General features: G+C 66.6%; 16 protein-coding genes, 4 tRNA genes and 1 pseudogene. 12 read left to right on the top strand and 9 right to left on the bottom strand.

Features of this window, described 5'->3' with window-relative positions:
* Nucleotides 1-103: 103 nt before the first annotated feature.
* Both ABE571_RS15375 and dapA read right to left on the bottom strand, forming a co-directional pair.
* On the bottom strand, nucleotides 104-628 hold the full coding sequence (locus ABE571_RS15375) for a hypothetical protein (RefSeq protein ID WP_346494028.1): 525 nt from the start codon (nucleotides 626-628) through the stop codon (nucleotides 104-106).
* A 26-nt stretch (nucleotides 629-654) separates the two neighbouring features.
* Nucleotides 655-1548: a 4-hydroxy-tetrahydrodipicolinate synthase gene (dapA, locus tag ABE571_RS15370; protein ID WP_346483353.1), complete on the bottom strand. Its 894-nt coding sequence runs from the start codon at nucleotides 1546-1548 to the stop codon at nucleotides 655-657.
* Between the two features lie 163 nt (nucleotides 1549-1711).
* Here dapA and ABE571_RS15365 point away from each other — a divergent pair, with 163 nt between their 5' ends.
* The 10 genes from ABE571_RS15365 to ABE571_RS15320 all read left to right on the top strand — a co-directional run bounded on the left by ABE571_RS15365 (nucleotide 1712) and on the right by ABE571_RS15320 (nucleotide 7632).
* Complete coding sequence (locus ABE571_RS15365) at nucleotides 1712-2272, top strand: glycine cleavage system protein R (protein WP_019183297.1); 561 nt, start codon at nucleotides 1712-1714, stop codon at nucleotides 2270-2272.
* Nucleotides 2273-2350: 78 nt separating this feature from the next.
* A complete protein-coding gene (locus ABE571_RS15360) occupies nucleotides 2351-2830 on the top strand; it encodes a peroxiredoxin (RefSeq protein WP_176989669.1) in 480 nt (159 codons plus the stop codon).
* 81 nt (nucleotides 2831-2911) lie between these two features.
* On the top strand, nucleotides 2912-4309 hold the full coding sequence (locus ABE571_RS15355) for a PhoH family protein (RefSeq protein ID WP_313212561.1): 1398 nt from the start codon (nucleotides 2912-2914) through the stop codon (nucleotides 4307-4309).
* A 23-nt stretch (nucleotides 4310-4332) separates the two neighbouring features.
* Nucleotides 4333-4812 (top strand): hypothetical protein, encoded by a 480-nt coding sequence (locus ABE571_RS15350; RefSeq protein ID WP_313212566.1) that lies wholly within the window; start codon nucleotides 4333-4335, stop codon nucleotides 4810-4812.
* Nucleotides 4813-4842: 30 nt separating this feature from the next.
* Nucleotides 4843-5514, top strand: coding sequence for a YoaK family protein (locus ABE571_RS15345; protein ID WP_313212560.1), 672 nt, complete (start codon nucleotides 4843-4845; stop codon nucleotides 5512-5514).
* Between the two features lie 43 nt (nucleotides 5515-5557).
* Complete coding sequence (gene thiD, locus ABE571_RS15340) at nucleotides 5558-6367, top strand: bifunctional hydroxymethylpyrimidine kinase/phosphomethylpyrimidine kinase (protein ID WP_313212559.1); 810 nt, start codon at nucleotides 5558-5560, stop codon at nucleotides 6365-6367.
* Nucleotides 6364-7203, top strand: a complete 840-nt coding sequence (locus ABE571_RS15335; RefSeq protein ID WP_346494026.1) for an alpha/beta fold hydrolase — start codon at nucleotides 6364-6366, stop codon at nucleotides 7201-7203. The genes thiD and ABE571_RS15335 overlap by 4 nt, the downstream gene beginning before the upstream one ends.
* 62 nt (nucleotides 7204-7265) lie before the next feature.
* Nucleotides 7266-7342 (top strand) — tRNA-Arg (locus tag ABE571_RS15330).
* A gap of 54 nt (nucleotides 7343-7396) precedes the next feature.
* A tRNA-Arg gene (locus tag ABE571_RS15325) sits at nucleotides 7397-7473 on the top strand.
* A gap of 82 nt (nucleotides 7474-7555) precedes the next feature.
* Nucleotides 7556-7632, top strand: a tRNA-Arg gene (locus tag ABE571_RS15320).
* 64 nt (nucleotides 7633-7696) lie between these two features.
* Here the strand turns inward: ABE571_RS15320 and ABE571_RS15315 are convergent.
* Together ABE571_RS15315 and ABE571_RS15310 are read right to left on the bottom strand one after the other, a co-directional pair.
* Nucleotides 7697-8785: pseudogene (locus ABE571_RS15315) on the bottom strand (alpha/beta fold hydrolase); the annotation flags it as partial.
* Nucleotides 8786-8940: 155 nt separating this feature from the next.
* Nucleotides 8941-9867: a LysR family transcriptional regulator gene (locus ABE571_RS15310; RefSeq protein WP_346494024.1), complete on the bottom strand. Its 927-nt coding sequence runs from the start codon at nucleotides 9865-9867 to the stop codon at nucleotides 8941-8943.
* 140 nt (nucleotides 9868-10007) lie between these two features.
* On the opposite strand from ABE571_RS15310, the gene ABE571_RS15305 reads away from it, so the two are divergent.
* Nucleotides 10008-10709, top strand: coding sequence for a pirin family protein (locus ABE571_RS15305; RefSeq protein WP_346494022.1), 702 nt, complete (start codon nucleotides 10008-10010; stop codon nucleotides 10707-10709).
* 57 nt (nucleotides 10710-10766) lie between these two features.
* Here the strand turns inward: ABE571_RS15305 and ABE571_RS15300 are convergent, their stop codons facing one another.
* The 3 genes from ABE571_RS15300 to ABE571_RS15290 form a co-directional block, all read right to left on the bottom strand.
* Nucleotides 10767-12905 carry a TonB-dependent siderophore receptor gene (locus ABE571_RS15300; RefSeq protein WP_346483039.1) on the bottom strand — a complete coding sequence of 713 codons (2139 nt, stop codon included), beginning with the start codon at nucleotides 12903-12905 and terminating at the stop codon, nucleotides 10767-10769.
* Nucleotides 12906-13135: 230 nt separating this feature from the next.
* The gene (locus ABE571_RS15295) at nucleotides 13136-14284 is read right to left on the bottom strand and encodes an aldo/keto reductase (RefSeq protein WP_313212554.1); all 1149 of its coding nucleotides are present in this window, start codon (nucleotides 14282-14284) and stop codon (nucleotides 13136-13138) included.
* 121 nt (nucleotides 14285-14405) lie between these two features.
* Entirely contained in the window at nucleotides 14406-15035 is a 630-nt protein-coding gene (locus tag ABE571_RS15290) for an ankyrin repeat domain-containing protein (protein WP_346494050.1), read from the bottom strand.
* Nucleotides 15036-15273: 238 nt separating this feature from the next.
* Between ABE571_RS15290 and ABE571_RS15285 the strand changes: the two genes are divergently transcribed.
* Nucleotides 15274-15651, top strand: coding sequence for a VOC family protein (locus tag ABE571_RS15285; protein WP_313212552.1), 378 nt, complete (start codon nucleotides 15274-15276; stop codon nucleotides 15649-15651).
* Between the two features lie 58 nt (nucleotides 15652-15709).
* Here the strand turns inward: ABE571_RS15285 and ABE571_RS15280 are convergent.
* Nucleotides 15710-15802, bottom strand: a tRNA-Ser gene (locus ABE571_RS15280).
* A gap of 81 nt (nucleotides 15803-15883) precedes the next feature.
* A complete protein-coding gene (gene csrA, locus ABE571_RS15275; RefSeq protein WP_019183311.1) occupies nucleotides 15884-16087 on the bottom strand; it encodes a carbon storage regulator CsrA in 204 nt (67 codons plus the stop codon).
* Between the last annotated feature and the right edge of the window lie 142 nt (nucleotides 16088-16229).

The following is a 16229-nucleotide window of genomic DNA, read 5'->3' as shown; positions in this document are numbered from 1 at the left end:
TGGCCGGCTGCCCTTCGCCCCAACGCCATCAGCGTCAGACCCGGGCAGGCACGGGATGCATGCCTGCCTGCCCGGCCAGCGAGCGGACCTACCGCAGGCCTCCTTACGGGGCCAGCTTCGCCTTCAGCTCACCCAGCAGCTTGGTCGGGGCCGCCGCGGTGGCCGGCAGGCCACGCGGGTCGACGGCCGACACATAAGCACCGGCATCGACGGCGACCACGCGGACCAGGAAGTCGCTGCCTTCGAAGGCCACATCGTAGGAACCCAGCAGCTGGGCCTTGCTGGCGATCTTCACGCCTGCAACGGTCTCCAGGGCGGTACCGACCTTGGCGAACACCTCTTCCTTGGTGCCCGGCACGGTGAAGCCGGCATTGTTGGCGGCCGCCGGGTTCGCGGCCGGGGCCGGGCGCGCCGCCTGCGAGGCCAGCGAGGAGCTGGTGGCAGCGGTAGCGGCAGCCTGGCCGGCCGGGACGTTCAGATCCGGCGGCACTTCCAGCGGGCGAACTTCCGGGGCCAGGGCGTAGTCGCCCTTGGCGCCGCGCTTGAAGCAACCGGTGGTGCCGACGAGGGTGGCGGTAGCCAGGATCGCGAAGGACAGCACGCGGAAGGCGGAAACGGATTGACGCATGGGAATCTCCTGGGTGACCACTGACATCAGTGGTTGGATAGTGCTTCCAGCGCACCGATATCGGTGGCCAGGTGTTCAGCAGCGGCGTGATGGGCCGCGGACAAGGGCAGCAGCGGCAGGCGCAGGCCATCACCAATGCCGATCCGGCGCAGCAGGTCCTTCACCGGGATCGGGTTGGACTCCACGCCGCAGAATTCATGGAACGGCTCGAGACGGGCATCCCACGACTCGGTCGCCTCGCGTTCCCCGGCTGCCGCCAGGTCGCACATCCGGCGGTAGGCGCCCGGCAGGGCGTTGGAGCCCACCGAGATCAGGCCGTCCACGCCGGACAGGATCGAACGCGCGGCCGTACCGTCGTCACCGCTGAGGATGGCGAAGTCCGGCGAACGCAGCGCCAGCAGGGCATTGACGCGGCCCACATCGCCGACCGCCTCCTTGATGCCCACGATGTTCGGGTGCCGCGCCAGTTCGGCCACGGTCTCGGGCAGCATGTCGCAGCCGGTACGGCCGGGCACGTTGTACAGGATGACCGGCAGGCCGCCCTGGTCGGCCACCGCGCGGTAATGCGCGATCAGGCCGGCCTGGGTCGGGCGCACGTACGGCGGGGTCACCACCAGCGCATGGGTCGCGCCGTTGGCGGCCGCACGACGGGTCTGCTCGATCGTTTTGGCCGTCCCCGACAGGCCGGTCCCGGCCAGTACCGGGATGCGTCCGGCGACGGTTTTTACCGCACTGCGCAGCAGCTGGTCGTATTCGTCGTCGGACAGGGCAGCGGCTTCACCGGTCGAACCGGCCACCACCACCCCGTGAACACCACCCTCCAGTTGCAGGTGCAGCAGGCGCTGCCAACCGTCGGGATCCAATGCGCCGTTCGCCTGAAAGGGCGTCGCCAGCGCGGTGATGAGACCGGAAAGGGACAAGGACATCGTGCTCGGAAGAAAGGGGGCACCGGGCCTGCGTAAACGCCGGCCAGATGTACGTTGCATGTTACTTGCGGGTCGAAAGCGCGGGCAAGTATGCTGGACTCCGGCGAACGTGCCGTCGCCGGCCGTTCAGACTCACCTTGCATCACCCGGAACCCTCTTGACCGACACCACGCCGCGGCCTGCGCCGACCGAAAACCACCTCCTGATCAACGCCTATACGACGCATCCGGAGTCCCCCCTGCTGCCTGTGACCCGGCGTATCGCCGACAGTGGCTGCAATCTGGTCGATGCCCGCCTGGCCACGGTCGGGCGCGACGTGTCCGTCACCGCCCTGGCCACCGGCTCGTGGGACTCGGTGGCCAAGCTGGAGGCGATGCTGACCCGGCTGGAGCGCGAGGAAGGCCTGAAGCTGGTCTGGTACCGCACCGGTGCCAAGCAGGCGCAGTCCAACCTGCTGCCCTACATCGTGGAAGTGATCGCCGCCGACAAGCCGGGGATCCTGTTCCAGCTGGCCGATTTCTTCGACCGCCAGGGCATCACCATCGAAAACCTGCAGAGCACGCGTTACCGCGCGATGCAGACCGGTGCGGAAATGTTCTCCGCGCAGGTCACGATCGGGGTGCCGGCCAACATGCACATTGCCGCGCTGCGTGATGATTTCCTCGAGTTCTGCGATCACCTCAACCTCGATGCGATCATGGACCCGATGAAGTTCTGATGCTTCGCGCGTTCGTCACGGGCGCGCGGGGTTTCATGCAGTTGTAGTAGATCTACCCCAGGATCCGGAAAGGAACCCATGAACGACGGCGACACCCTGGACAGCACCACCCTCGCACTGCCGCTGGCGTTGTCCGGCGGCGAGACCACCACCCTCGGCGATCTGGCCGGCCAGTGGCTGGTGCTGTACTTCTACCCCAAGGACAGCACCCCGGGCTGCACCACCGAGGGCATCGATTTCAACGCGCTGCTCCCGCAGTTCACGAAGGCCGGCGCCCGCGTCTTCGGCGTCTCCCGCGATTCGGTCAAATCCCACGATAATTTCTGCGCCAAGCAGGGCTTCGCCTTTCCGCTGATCAGCGATGGCGATGAAGCGCTGTGCACCGCGTTCGACGTGATCAAGCTGAAGAACATGTACGGCAAGCAGGTGCGTGGCATCGAGCGCAGCACCTTCCTCATTTCGCCGGACAGTCGTATCGTGCAGGTGTGGCGCAAGGTCAAAGTGGCCGGCCACGCAGACACCGTCCTTGAAGCCCTGAAGGCCGCGAAAACCCAGTGATCAATCCGGCACCCCCAATGGTCATCACCCTGCCCCGCAGGTCGTGATGGCTTGTCCCTGTTCTGCCACCAGGAATTGACGATGACCCGAGGCAAGCGCATCTACGTACTGGATACCAACGTGCTCATGCACGATCCGACCGCGCTGTTCAAGTTCGAGGAGCATGATGTCTACCTGCCGATGCAGGTGATCGAAGAGCTGGACAACGGCAAGAAGGGCACCACCGAGGCCAGCCGCAACGCGCGCCAGGTCAGCCGCTTCCTCAATGAGCTGGTGCAGGCCTCGGGCCTGGACAACCTGGCCGACGGCATCCCGCTGCAACGCCCGAACGGGCTGCAGCTGCGCGGCAAGCAGAGCGTGGGCCTGCTGCGATTCCAGACCAGTCATTTCGATGCGGGCAAGAGCTTCGGCGCGGTGATTCCGGACAACGCCATCCTCGGCGCGATCCTGGCGCTGAAGGAACAGGTGCCCGAGATTCCGGTGGTGTTCGTCTCCAAGGACATCAACCTGCGGATCAAGGCCGCGATTGCCGGCATCGTCTCGGAGGATTACGAGAACGACCGCGCACTGGACGATTTCAGCCTGCTCTACACCGGCGCCACCGAACTGCCGGAAGACTTCTGGAAGAAGCACACCGACAACCTGCGCAGCTGGAGCGACAAGGGCCGCACCAGTTACGAAATCATCGCCAGCGAAGACGAGAGCTGGCACCCCAACCAGTACGCCTACCTGCCGGGCGACGATGAAGTCGAACTGCGCGTGGCCAAGGTGGACGGCGACAAGATCACGTTGTCGCTGGTCAACGATTTCCGCCACGGCAGCCATGCGGTGTGGGGCATCAGCGCGCGCAACCGCGAGCAGAACTTCGCGCTCAATGCGTTGATGGACCCGGAGATCGATTTCGTCACCCTGCTCGGCACCGCCGGCACCGGCAAGACCCTGCTCGCGCTGGCCGCGGGCCTGGCACAGACCATGGACCAGCAGCGCTACCGCGAGATCATCATGACCCGCGCCACGGTCAGCGTCGGCGAGGACATCGGCTTCCTGCCCGGTACCGAGGAAGAGAAGATGACCCCATGGATGGGCGCGCTGACCGACAACCTGGAAGTGCTCACGCATACCCAGGAAGGCGGCGCATGGGGCCGGGCGGCGACCAACGACCTGATCGCCAGCCGGATCAAGATCCGCTCGCTGAACTTCATGCGCGGGCGCACGTTCCTGTCACGCTATCTGATCCTGGATGAAGCGCAGAATCTCACCCCCAAGCAGATGAAGACCCTGATCACCCGTGCCGGCCCGGGCACCAAGATCGTCTGCCTGGGCAACGTCGAACAGATCGATACCCCGTACCTGACCGAGACCACCTCGGGCCTGACCTACGCGGTGGACCGTTTCAAGAACTGGCCGCACAGCGCGCACGTGACGCTGCGCCGTGGCGAGCGTTCGCGCCTGGCCGATTACGCCTCGGAGGTGTTGTGAGCCGTTCCCTGTCCCGTGCCGTCCTGCCGCTGGCGCTTGCTGCGCTGGCGGCCGCCTGCACGCCTGCCAATACGCGGCCGGGCGCCAGCGTCCCGACCGCGATCAAGACCGGCCAGTCCTGGGTGGTGACCCGCCCCGTCGTCGCCGCCCAGGTATTGGATACCTGCTCGCGTTCCAGCCCCGGCCGCGAGCCGGGGCGCGTCACCGGCTACTGGGCGCCCAGCCGCCAACAGGTGGAGCAGCTGGAAGCCCGGTTGCCGTCGCTGGAGACGCAGGTGCCCAAGGCTGCCGATTTCGACCGCCAATATGTCGGCATCGAGATGGACGGCCGGCAGCTGATCTATCTCAACGCCTTCCATCTGCCTGACGATGCCGACATCGATCCAGCGCGCGATGCAATCCGGGTCTGCGATGGCGGCGCGCAGTTCTGGGGCGCGCTGTTCGATCCGGCCAGCGGCAGCTTCTCGGATGTGCAGTTCAACGGCCCGCCCGCGGGCCGTTGATCGTGACGTGACCACCACCGCGCACGCCGGATGAGCATCCGGCTGCCCACCTGGGTCTGGATCGGGGCGATCGCCCTGTCCTGCGTGGCCGGGATGGTCAACGTGGTCGGCTTCCTGGGGTTCGAACACCAGGCCGTCAGCCACATGACCGGCACCACCAGCCAGCTCGGCATGGCGCTGGCCCAACGCGACTGGCGCGTGGTCGGGCACCTGTGGGGGCTGTTGATCGCGTTCTGCGTGGGCGCCACGCTCAGCGGCGTGATCATCCAGGACAGCGGCCTGCAACTGGGCCGCCGCTATGGCGCAGTGCTGGCACTGGAATCGCTGTTGCTGCTGATCGCGATCCCGCTGTTCAAACAGCAGCAGATCTGGGGGGCACTGGCCGCGGCGATGGCGTGCGGCCTGCAGAACGCGATGGCCACCACCTTCAGTGGCGCGGTGGTGCGCACCACCCATCTCAGCGGCATGTTCACCGATCTCGGGATCGGGCTGGGCCACCTGATGCGCGGCCTGCCGCTGCCGATCCGTCGACTGACCCTGAGCGGGTTGATCGTCAGCGGCTTCCTGGCCGGCGGCGTGATGGGCGCCATGCTGTTCCTGCGCTTCGGCTACGACGCCCTGCTCGCCCCGGCACTGCTCACCGGCGGCACCGGGGTGGGCTACGTGCTGTACCGGCAGTGGGCACTGCTGCGGGCGCGCTGAGGGCGCGGCAGCACTGCCGCGACAAACATTGCACAATTGGGGCATGACGCCTTCCAGCCCCGTTTCCGCCCTGACCATCGCCGGCTCCGATTCCGGCGGTGGTGCCGGCATCCAGGCCGACCTGAAGGCCTTCGCCGCCCATCGCGTGCATGGCCTGTCGGCGATCGCCGCACTGACCGCACAGAACACACGCGGCGTTACCGCCGTACACGTGCCGCCGCTGGACTTCCTGCAGGCGCAGATCGATGCCTGCTTCGCCGATTTCGATATCCATGCGGTGAAACTGGGCATGCTGGCCAACGCCGAGGTGATCGCACTGGTGGCAGACGCACTGGAAAAGCACCGCCCACCGCACGTGGTGCTGGATCCGGTGATGGTCGCCACCAGCGGCGCCAAGCTGCTCGAAGACAGCGCACTGGTGGCGATGCGCACGCGCCTGATCCCACTGGCGACGCTGCTGACGCCCAACACCCCCGAAGCGGAGCTGCTGCTCGGCCGCCGCATCGTCACCGCCGAGGAGGCCGAAGATGCCGCCGACGCGCTGTTGGAGCTGGGCGCCGGCGCGGTACTGCTCAAGGGCGGGCATCTGGACGAAGGCAGTCGCGTGATCGATCGCTACTTCGACGGTGTGACCCGCGAAGAATTCATCCATACCCGCCTGCGGGTGGATGCGCACGGCACCGGCTGTACGCTGGCCTCGGCCATCGCCGCGCAGCTGTGCCAGGGGCTGTCATTGCCCAATGCCTGCGAAGCGGCCATCGATTACGTCGCGCGTGGCCTGCAGAGCGGGTATTACCCGGGCCGCAGCGAGGTGCTGGTGATCGACCACTTCGGTGCGGCACGCCCGGCATGATCGACGCCTCGCCCCTGCCTGTGCAGGCCGAAGACGGGCATCGCTTCGAACTGCTGGCGCGCGTGCCGACGCAGCCACGCGCACGCCTGCTGTGGCTGCCGGCGCTGGGCGTGGCCGCGCGCCATTACCTGCCGTTCGCCGAGGCGCTCGCTGCGCGTGGCATTGCGGTGTACCTGCACGAGTGGCGCGGCAACGGCAGCAGCAGCCTGCGCCCGTCGCGCACGCAGGACTGGGGCTATCGCGACCTCCTCGAGCAGGACCTGCCGGCGAGCCTGGCAAACGTGGCCGGAGACGCTGCAACACCCTTGATCATCGGCGGCCACAGTCTCGGCGGTCAGCTGGCCTGCTGCTTCGCCGGTCTGCATCCGCAGCGCTTCGCCCGCGTGTGGCTGGTCGCCAGCGGCACGCCGTACTGGCGCACCTTCCCGGCCCCGCGTGGCTGGACCCTGCCGCTGGTGTATCGCTTCCTGCCCTGGCTGGCCCAGCGCCAAGGGGCCCTGCACGGCAAGAAGCTCGGCTTTGGTGGCACCGAGGCGCGCGGGTTGATCCGCGACTGGTCGCGCGTGGGCCTCAACAATCACTACGCGGCCGCTGGCATGGCGACCGATCTGGAGGCCGCGATGCGCGATCTGCGCGGCCAGGCGGCCGCCGTGGTGATGGACCACGACTGGTTGGCACCGACGGGCTCGATGCAGGGCCTGCTGGCCAAGATGCCGGGCATGCGTGCGCAGCTCAGCGTGGTCAGTGCGCAGATGCTGGGTGCGCGTGCCGATCACTTCGCCTGGATGAAAACGCCGGAAGCCGTGGTGGAGCAGCTTCTTCGTTCATTTGAATGAAGACCTTCACAAAAACCGTTGACGAATGCGACGCCGATCCGCATAATTCCGCTCCTGTTGACGCGCCCGTAGCTCAGTTGGATAGAGTACCTGGCTACGAACCAGGCGGTCGGGAGTTCGAATCTCTCCGGGCGCACCATCAACAGGGTATCGATTTCGCCGTCGGTATCAGCAGTAAAAATTCGATGTAAATGCGCCCGTAGCTCAGTTGGATAGAGTACCTGGCTACGAACCAGGCGGTCGGGAGTTCGAATCTCTCCGGGCGCACCATTACATCGAACGGCAAGCTTGCTTGCCTTCCCGTCGAACGTGGCAACACGCGCGGCAGGACACACAACCAGACAATGCAAATGCGCCCGTAGCTCAGTTGGATAGAGTACCTGGCTACGAACCAGGCGGTCGGGAGTTCGAATCTCTCCGGGCGCACCATTGCATCGACGAAAACAGCAGCCATCGGTTGCTGTTTTTTTTTGCGTGGGTGCCGGCTGTCACCCGGTAGTGCCGGCGCCGGGCAGCCACCACCGGCATGGGCGTCGTGCGCCAGCCAGTCATCCACCACACCGCCCAGCAGATCCACGCGCAGCGGCAGGGTGATGTGGTCTTCGCCCCGCATCTCGATGTAGTGCACGCGCGGGCTGGCGGCGGCCAGGCGACGGCCCTGCCCGACCGGCACATGCTGATCGTCCTGGCCGTGCAGCAGCAGCACGCAGGTACGGCTGTCGGCCAGCGCGCGGGTGACATCGACGCGGTCCAGGTCCAGATCCAGGCGCTGGCTGGCCGCGGCGATCACCTGGTCGATATCCTGCCCACCGTAGCGCCAGCGCCCATAGGCGGCCATGGCCTGCGCCTTCCACGCGGTCGGCTGCAGCGACATCAGGTGCGGGATCATGCTGCGGATCGCATCGCCGGCATTGGCGAAGGATTCCATCGCCACCACGCCGGTGACCTGGTCGCCGAGCTTGTCGGCGGTGAACAGCGCGGTGGCGGCGCCGTAGGAAACGCCGAACAGATACAGCGGCCCGACCACCTCCCCGCGTGCCTTCAGCGCAGCGATGACATCGACCACATCATCCGATTCGAACGTCCCGTAACCGGACGGGCCGGCGCCGGAATGCCCATGATTGCGCAGGTCGATGGTGACCACGCGATAGCCTGACTGCGCCAACTGCAGCGACCACGGCAGCATCGCATCACCGTTCATCATCCAGCCGTGCAGCAGCACCACCGTGCCGCGCGGTGCCTTCGGCTGGAACGGGTGCGGCAGGTCCAGCGCCATGCCGGTACGCAGCGGCTCGCCGTTGTCATGGTGCTGGGGCAGGTACTGGTAATGCAGCCCGTACTGACCCGGGTCGAACGCACGCCAGAAGATCGGCACGCCGGCGCGGCCGGTCACGAGACCGTGCCGGTTGGGCACACTCTCAACCGCTTCGGCGATGCGCGGCATGTCCAGCAGCGTGGATACGCCGCCGGGCGCGATCAGCCGATCACTCAACGAGGTCGAGGCGGCGGTGGAGGTCAAGGAGGAGCAGGCAGCCAGCCACAGGCCAGCCCCGGCCAGCAGCAACAGCAGCAAGCGCTTCATGGGCAGAATCGGAAAAACCAGACGAGTCGCGCAGGGTACCGATCACGTCAGCGCCGCTCTATCGCATCCAGATGACCATCCGATGACAGCCAAGTCAGCATTCAGCTTGAACGGACGGGCAGCGGCATCGCCGCAGGCCCCTGCCCGGCCTGCGATCAGCCCAGCCAGCCTTCCATGGTGGGCCACCAGCCATCCAGCACCTCCGGGCGCTGCATGCGCTCGCGCCACCATTTCAGCGCGGCCCCCTCCTCGCCAGTGCGCCAGGCCAGCCAGAACGTCTCGTCCGGCTTGGGCTCCTCAACCTGCCTGATCACCAGTCGGCCCTGCGCCACCGCCCGCTGTACGTACGGCTCGGGCAGGAAACCGAAACCGAGCCCGGCACATTGCAGGCGGAACTTGCTGACCATGTCCGGCACGGTCACGGTCTCCTGCCCCATCAGCAGCCCGACCGTGCGCGGCAGCAGCCGCCGCGCCGAATCGGCCACGGCGATCGCGCAGTGGGCGGCCAACGACTCACGGCCCAGCGGCTCGGACGCGGCCGCCAGCGGATGCGAGGGCGCCACCGCGAACACGAAACGCACCACGCCCATCGGCTCGACCACATAGCCCCCGCCGCTGGGGCCCTCGCCCGCCGCGCCGACCAGCAGGTCCGCGCGCCGGTCCAGCAGCGCCTCCCAGGTACCCGACAGCGATTCACTGATCAGCCGTATCCGGGTCTGTTCGGCCACCGCATTGAAGGCACGCACGTCCTCGGCCAGCAGCGCCGGCAGGAACATCGAGTCGACCGCCACGGTCAGCTCGGCCTCCCAGCCGGAGGCAACCCGCCGCACCCGCATCTCCAGCTCCCGCGCCGCCCGCAGCAGATGGCGCCCCTCCTCCAGCAACGCTTCCCCAGCCGGGGTCAGGTGCGCGCGCGGGCCCACCCGATCGAACAGCTGCACGCCCAGGTCCTCTTCCAGTTTGGAGACCGTGTAGGAGATGGTCGAAGGCACCTTGTGCAGGGCCTTGCCGGCCGCAGCGAACGAGCCGCGGCGGTCGATGGCATCTAGGATCTGCAGGGCGTCGAGGCTGAGCTTGAGCATTCGAATTTTTCGATGATGGCTTGCAAAACTATCCGTTTTTCAAGCGGGCGGCGCAAGCGGATACTGGCCGCAACAGGAAAGGGGACGACAGTGAACGCCCCGGACCGCCATCGAAACCATCGAACACCCAGGAGATTCCCATGCTGCAGATCCGCAAGAGCAACACCCGTGGCAAGGCCGATCATGGCTGGCTGAACTCCATGCACACCTTCTCCTTCGCCAATTATTACGACCCGCGCTATACCAGCTTCGGACCGCTGCGCGTGATCAACGAAGACCGCGTGCAGGGCGGCCAGGGCTTTGGCACGCACAGCCACAGCAACATGGAGATCATCTCCTACGTGCTCGGCGGCGCGCTGGAGCACAAGGACTCGATGGGCACCGGCTCGGTGCTGCGCTACGGCGATGTGCAGCGCATGAGCGCCGGCAGCGGCGTCAGCCACAGCGAGTTCAACCACTCAGCCGACGAGCCGGTGCACTTCCTGCAGATCTGGCTGTTCCCCGATCAGGAGAACATCACCCCGAGCTACCAGGAAACGCATTTCGCGCCGAAAACCAAGCGTGGCCAGCTGCGCCTGATCGCCTCGCGCGATGGCCGTGACGGCTCATTGCTGATCCACCAGGACGCGAACATCTACGCCACGATCCTGGACGGTGACGACCGCGTCCACCTGCCGCTGGCCCCGCGCCGCGGCGCGTACGTGCAGGTGGCCCGCGGGCAGCTGCAGGTCAACGGCATCACGCTGGAGACCGGCGATGCGCTGCAGGTCAGTGACGAGGCGCAGCTGACGCTGGAAAACGCCAACGACGCGGAAGTCATCGTGTTCGAGCTGGCGCTTTAACCGGCCGGCTTCAAACGCAGACACCCCGGTTGCCCGGGGTGTCGTGCGTTGCGTGGATCAGAATCGGTAGTTCAGCGTCAGCCGCACGTTGCGCGGCTCGCCCCAGGTGTAGGTGCTGTACCAGCTGAAGATCGTGTAGTAGTGCTTGTCCAGCAGGTTGTTGACGTTGAGCGTTGCCGAGAGCTGGTCGTTGAACTGGTAACGCGCCATGGCATCGAGCAGCCAGTAGGGCTCGGTGCGGTGGAGCTGGCTACCGCCGGTGGCCGGGTTGGTGATGGTGCCGAACGTGCTCCCCTGCCAGCGCGCGCCCCCGCCAACGCTCCAGCCGTCAGCCACACCGGTGAGGCGGTAACTGGTGTGCACGCTGAACTGATCTTCCGGCTCCAGCGTGGAGACCTTGGTGGACTGCTGGCGCGCGATCTTGTGCGCGTAGCCGCCCTGGACCTGCCAGCCCGGCGCCAGCTGACCCGATACCTCCAGCTCGTAACCCTTGGTGCGCACCCCCATCAGGCCTTCATAGGCGATCCCGCCACTCGGCGTCCTGCCGCCGGTCGGCTGTGCGTAGTTGTCCTGCTCCAGCTGGAACACCGCCGCACTGGCGTTGAGGCGACCGTCGTAGAACTCCGCCTTCAGGCCCGCTTCGTAGCTGCGCCCTTCCAGCGGATCCAGCACCCGGCCCTGTTCGTCCTGGTTGCCCTGCGGCTTGAAGATGGTGCTGTAGCTGGCGAAGACGGAGAAGTTGCGGTTGAGGTCGTACACCAGGCCGGCGTAAGGCACGACCACACCGCTCTCGTCGGTATCCGGCGATTTGTAGTTGGCGATGCGGCTGCCGACGATCAGCTTGAGCGGATCGGCCAGGTCGAAACGGCCCACCACATAGGCACCGCTTTCGCGGGTGACCTGGTTGTCACCGTAGCCCCACTGCCAGTCCGGCTCGGGCACATCGCCGGTCCAGGCGTAGTAGTCGGCAACGCTGCTGACATAGCCCGGCTGCGGCGAGTAGCCATTGTTGACCCAGCGCTTGCGCGACACGCTGCCACCGACGACCAGCTCGTGCTGGCGGCCGAACCACTCGAACTTGCCACTGACGTACAGATCGGCCGCGTTGCTGGTGGTCTTGCCGATGTACTGGCCCAGCCACATGCTCACGCCTTCACCGGTGACCGGATCCGGATTGCCACCGGCCGCCGCGCCCAGCGAGGCGTCATAGCCGTTGACCTGGTGATTGAGCTGCAGCTTGGCGACCCAGTCATTGCCGAAGGTGTGCTCCAGCGTCGCGAAGCCGGTACGGGCGTACTGGCCCCAGCGGCTCCAGCGCGCGCCGTTGTTGAACGAGCGCGGCATGTCGTTGAAGTTGCCTGCACTGTCCAGCAGGGGAATACCGCCCCAGCTGGAGCCTTCCGGATCGCTGTCCTGGTAATCGGCACCGACGGTCAGCAGCGTGCTCTCGCCGAGGTCGGCTTCCAGGATGCCGTAGAACACCTCATTGCTGCGCTGGTAGTGGTCGACATTGGAATGCTTGTCCTGGTAGGCGCCGACCACGCGGCCGCGCACGCGGCCACTCTCAGTCAGCGGCCCGCCGACATCGACTTCGGCGCGGTAGCTGTCCCACGAACCGACGCCCAGCGTGGCACTGCCGGCCAGCTCCCGGGTGGGTTTCTTGCGCACCAGGTTGATGGTCGCACCCGGATCGCCCATGCCGGTCAGCAGGCCGGTGGCGCCCTTGAGCACTTCCACGCGATCGTAGATGGCCATGTCGCTGAGCGTGTTGCCGGCCGAGTACGCCGAATCGCGCGCCATCGGGATGCCGTCGTACTGGAAGTTCTGTACCGCGAAGCCGCGCGCGTAGTACTCGGTGCGCTCGCTGTCGTAGGTGACGATACTCACACCCGGCGTGACCTTCATGACGTCATCGATGCCGTTGAGGCCGAAGTCGTTCATTTCCTGCCGCGTGATCACGCTGATCGACTGCGGGGTCTGGCGCGGGCTGAGCACCAGGCGGGTGGCCGTGGCGATCGTGCCGGGCGTATAGGAATCACTGCCTTCGGTCACGGTGCCGAGCTGGTTGGCGGTAACCTGCACGGTCTGCAGGGTCTGTGCGCCGTCCTTGGCAGGGGCGTCCCCCGCCGGCGCCTCTTCGGCCTGCACGGCCGAGGCGGACAGGGCCAGGCCCAGCACGCAGGCCATCGCCTGCATCAGCGGGGAGCGCGAGGGAAAAGCGCGACGGCGACCCGAATGGATCGGGGCAACACGGAACGGAACGACGGACACGGCAATGCCTCCAGGCAGGAAGGGACTCCTCTGGCGGCGGCTGGAGGGAACGAATGGGCGGCATGATGCCGCATCCCGGCCGCCAGTGGAAGATGGCGCGACCGTTGAGGCAGAAGGCGTTCGGGGGTCGCCCCGGGTCAGGCGGGGCGTGGGGGTCAGCCGCGGGGCACCGGGGCATCCGAGGCGATCAGCTTCTCCTGCTTGAGCTCGGCCCAGAATGCGGCCGGAATCGCCACGGACATGGAGGCGACATTGGCCAGCACCTGTTCGGGCGTCCGCGCGCCGGGAATGACCGCCGAGACCACCTCCGGCGCATCGGCGAACTGCAGCGCCGCGGTGCGCAGATCCACACCATGGCGCTCGCAGAGGACCTGCACCTTCGCGCGCTTCTCCGGCGCCCACGACGGCACCTTGCCGTCATACAGATAGCGATCACGCCCGGCCAGGTAGCCGGCCAGCAGCGGCGAGCCGACCACGACCGATGCACCGTGTGCGGCGATCCTGGGGAAGGTGTCATGCAACGCCTGCTCGTGGTCCAGCAGCGAGTACTGACAGGCGAGCAGGAAGATGTCCGGATCCGCCTCGGCCACCGCACGCAGGGCCGGCTCGGGACGGTTCACACCGAAGCCCCACGCCTTGATCAACCCCTCCTCGCGCATGCGGGTCAGCGCCGGCATCGCGCCCTTCGCTGCTTCCGCGAAACGCTGCTCCCAAGGCATGCCCAGGTCTTTCTCGTTGTCCGGCGAGAGGTCATGGATGAAGACCACGTCCAGCTGCGACACACCGAGCCGGTTGAGGCTGTCCTCCACCGAACGCCGCGTGCCGTCGGCGGAGTAGTCGTAACGGTAATGGAATGGCGACGGGTCCTTCCACATCACGTCCTGCAACTCACCGGCGGTCGCCGTCAGCAGGCGCCCGACCTTGGTCGACAGCGTGTACTCGCGCGCCGGGTGGTTGTGCAGATGATGGCCATAACGACGCTCGCTCAGGCCGAGCCCGTACCAGGGTGACGTATCGAAATAGCGCACGCCCGCGGCATAGGCTGCGGCGAGGCTGGCTTCGCTCTGCGCATCGGTCGCGGCCGCAAACCCATTGCCGATCGCGACGCCGCCCAGGCCCAGGCGGGTCTGCGGCCGGTAACGCCCGCCCTGCCGCGCGGGATTGCCGGGCAAGGGCTTCGCTGAAGCCTGGCCGCGGGTGGGCAGGACGCTGCCCGGGCCGGCCGACTGCGCCATCAATGGGGCGGCGGCGAACGCGGCCGTGCCGGCGGCGGCAACGGAAAGGAAGTGGCGACGTGCGTTCACGGCGACTCCTGTTTCTGCGGGGGGGCGAAGCACACACCTTGGCAGAGCAGCGGTGCAGAGCATGCCTGTGCGGCGTCAACGCAGTGGCAACATCCATCCACCCTGTCCGGTTGCGCGTCGCTCAGCCCGGACGCGCACCCGCTGCCAGAAGCAGCGCCTCCATCTCGCGGTAACCGCGCTGGCGTGCATGCTGCAGCGGGGTCACGCCTTCACCGTCGGGCAGGTTCACATCCGCGCCTGCCGCGATGAGCTGACGGACGATCTCCACATGTCGCGGGCCGCCATCGGCGAGGATGATCGCCTCCAGCAGCGCGGTCCACTGCAGCTTGTTGATGTGATCCACATCGACACCGGCCGCGATCAGCGTCGCCACGGTCTCCACGTGCCCGCGTTCGGCCGCTGGGATGAGTGCGGTGCCGCCGTAGCGGTTGGTGCTCTTGAGGTCGGCGCCAGCACTCAGTGTCGCGCGCAGGATCTCAAGATGGCCTCGCGCACCGGCGTACAGGTACGGGCTGTCCTGGATCGCATCCTTGGCATTGACGTCAGCACCGGCCTGGATCAGCGCACGTGCGGCCTCCACGTGGTTGTGGTGGGTCGCGACCAGCAACGGTGTCGCCTTCGCCACGCCGCGCGCATCCACGCGGGCGCCCTGCCCCAGCAGCGTACGCACCGCAGTGGCATCGCCCTTCTCCGCCGCCCGATGCAGCCGCTCTTCCAACGAGGCGGCACTGACCGGCATGACCATGCCCATCAGTATGCTCACGACCACCCAGCCACGCAGTGACCTCCGTTCCATCGACATGTTCCTGCTCCTTCCACGGGGGCGCCCGGTGGGACGCCGCAGGACAACGACCGTAGCCGAGCCGCCGCGTCGGCACCAATGATGATTGGGGATCGACTGCATGCGCCATCCGAATGCGTCGGGCGGCGCGCCTTCCGCCTGTTTCATGCGACGCTGCGCGCCACATTCCCCACGGAAGCGCACCACCATGCTGCATCACCTTTCCCTGGGCGTGCGCGATCTCGCGCGTGCCGCCGCCTTCCACGATGCCGCGCTCGGTGCGCTGGGCATGCGCCGCGTCTTCGAAGACGACGAGGCGATCGGGTATGGATATGTCGAGGACGAGGATCTGCTGTGCCTGAAACTGCGGGCCGATGCCTCGCCACCCGGTGCCGGATTCCACCTGGCCTTTGGAGCGCCCTCGCGCCAGGCGGTGGACGCGTTCCACCGCGATGCACTGGCGGTTGGCGGCACCTGCAACGGGGCGCCGGGGCTGCGCGAGGATTATGGCGATCACTACTACGCCGCGTTCCTGATCGACCCGGACGGGCATCGGATCGAGGCGGTCTGCAAGTCGGCCATTTGAACCGGATCGCACAAAGAAAAAGGCCTCCGTACTTGCGTACGAAGGCCTTTTCTACAACTGGCGGAGCGGGAGGGATTCGAACCCTCGATAGAGTTTTAAGCCCTATACTCCCTTAGCAGGGGAGCCCCTTCAGCCACTCGGGCACCGCTCCAGTGTTCTTGGTCCGCCGCTGCGATGAATCATCTCAGCGGGGGCGCGAATAATAACGTTTTCCGCGCCCTCAGGTAAAGCCTTAATCCGAAGAATTTTCACTTCCGGATGCATTCGGCTCATCACCGCGCTGGATCCGCTGATAAATCTCTTCGCGGTGCACGGCCACGTCCTTCGGAGCGGTGATACCGATACGCACCTGGTTGCCCTTGACGCCGAGCACGGTCACGCTGACCGAGTCACCGATCATCAGGGTTTCGCCTACACGGCGAGTCAGGATCAACATTTGTTCAAGTCTCCAGGGGAACCGGTGGTGGCATTTCCCCACCGGCTTGGCGCCCCGGCAAGAGCGCCCCACGACAACGGGAAAAGATTCGCCATAGTACCGTCAGGCCTCCCGACCCATCAAGGAGCAGGAGGCTTCAGGC

The organism is Stenotrophomonas sp. TWI273, from assembly GCF_039674765.1.
Lineage (GTDB): Bacteria > Pseudomonadota > Gammaproteobacteria > Xanthomonadales > Xanthomonadaceae > Stenotrophomonas.
This window is presented reverse-complemented; position numbering and strand designations above follow the sequence as displayed.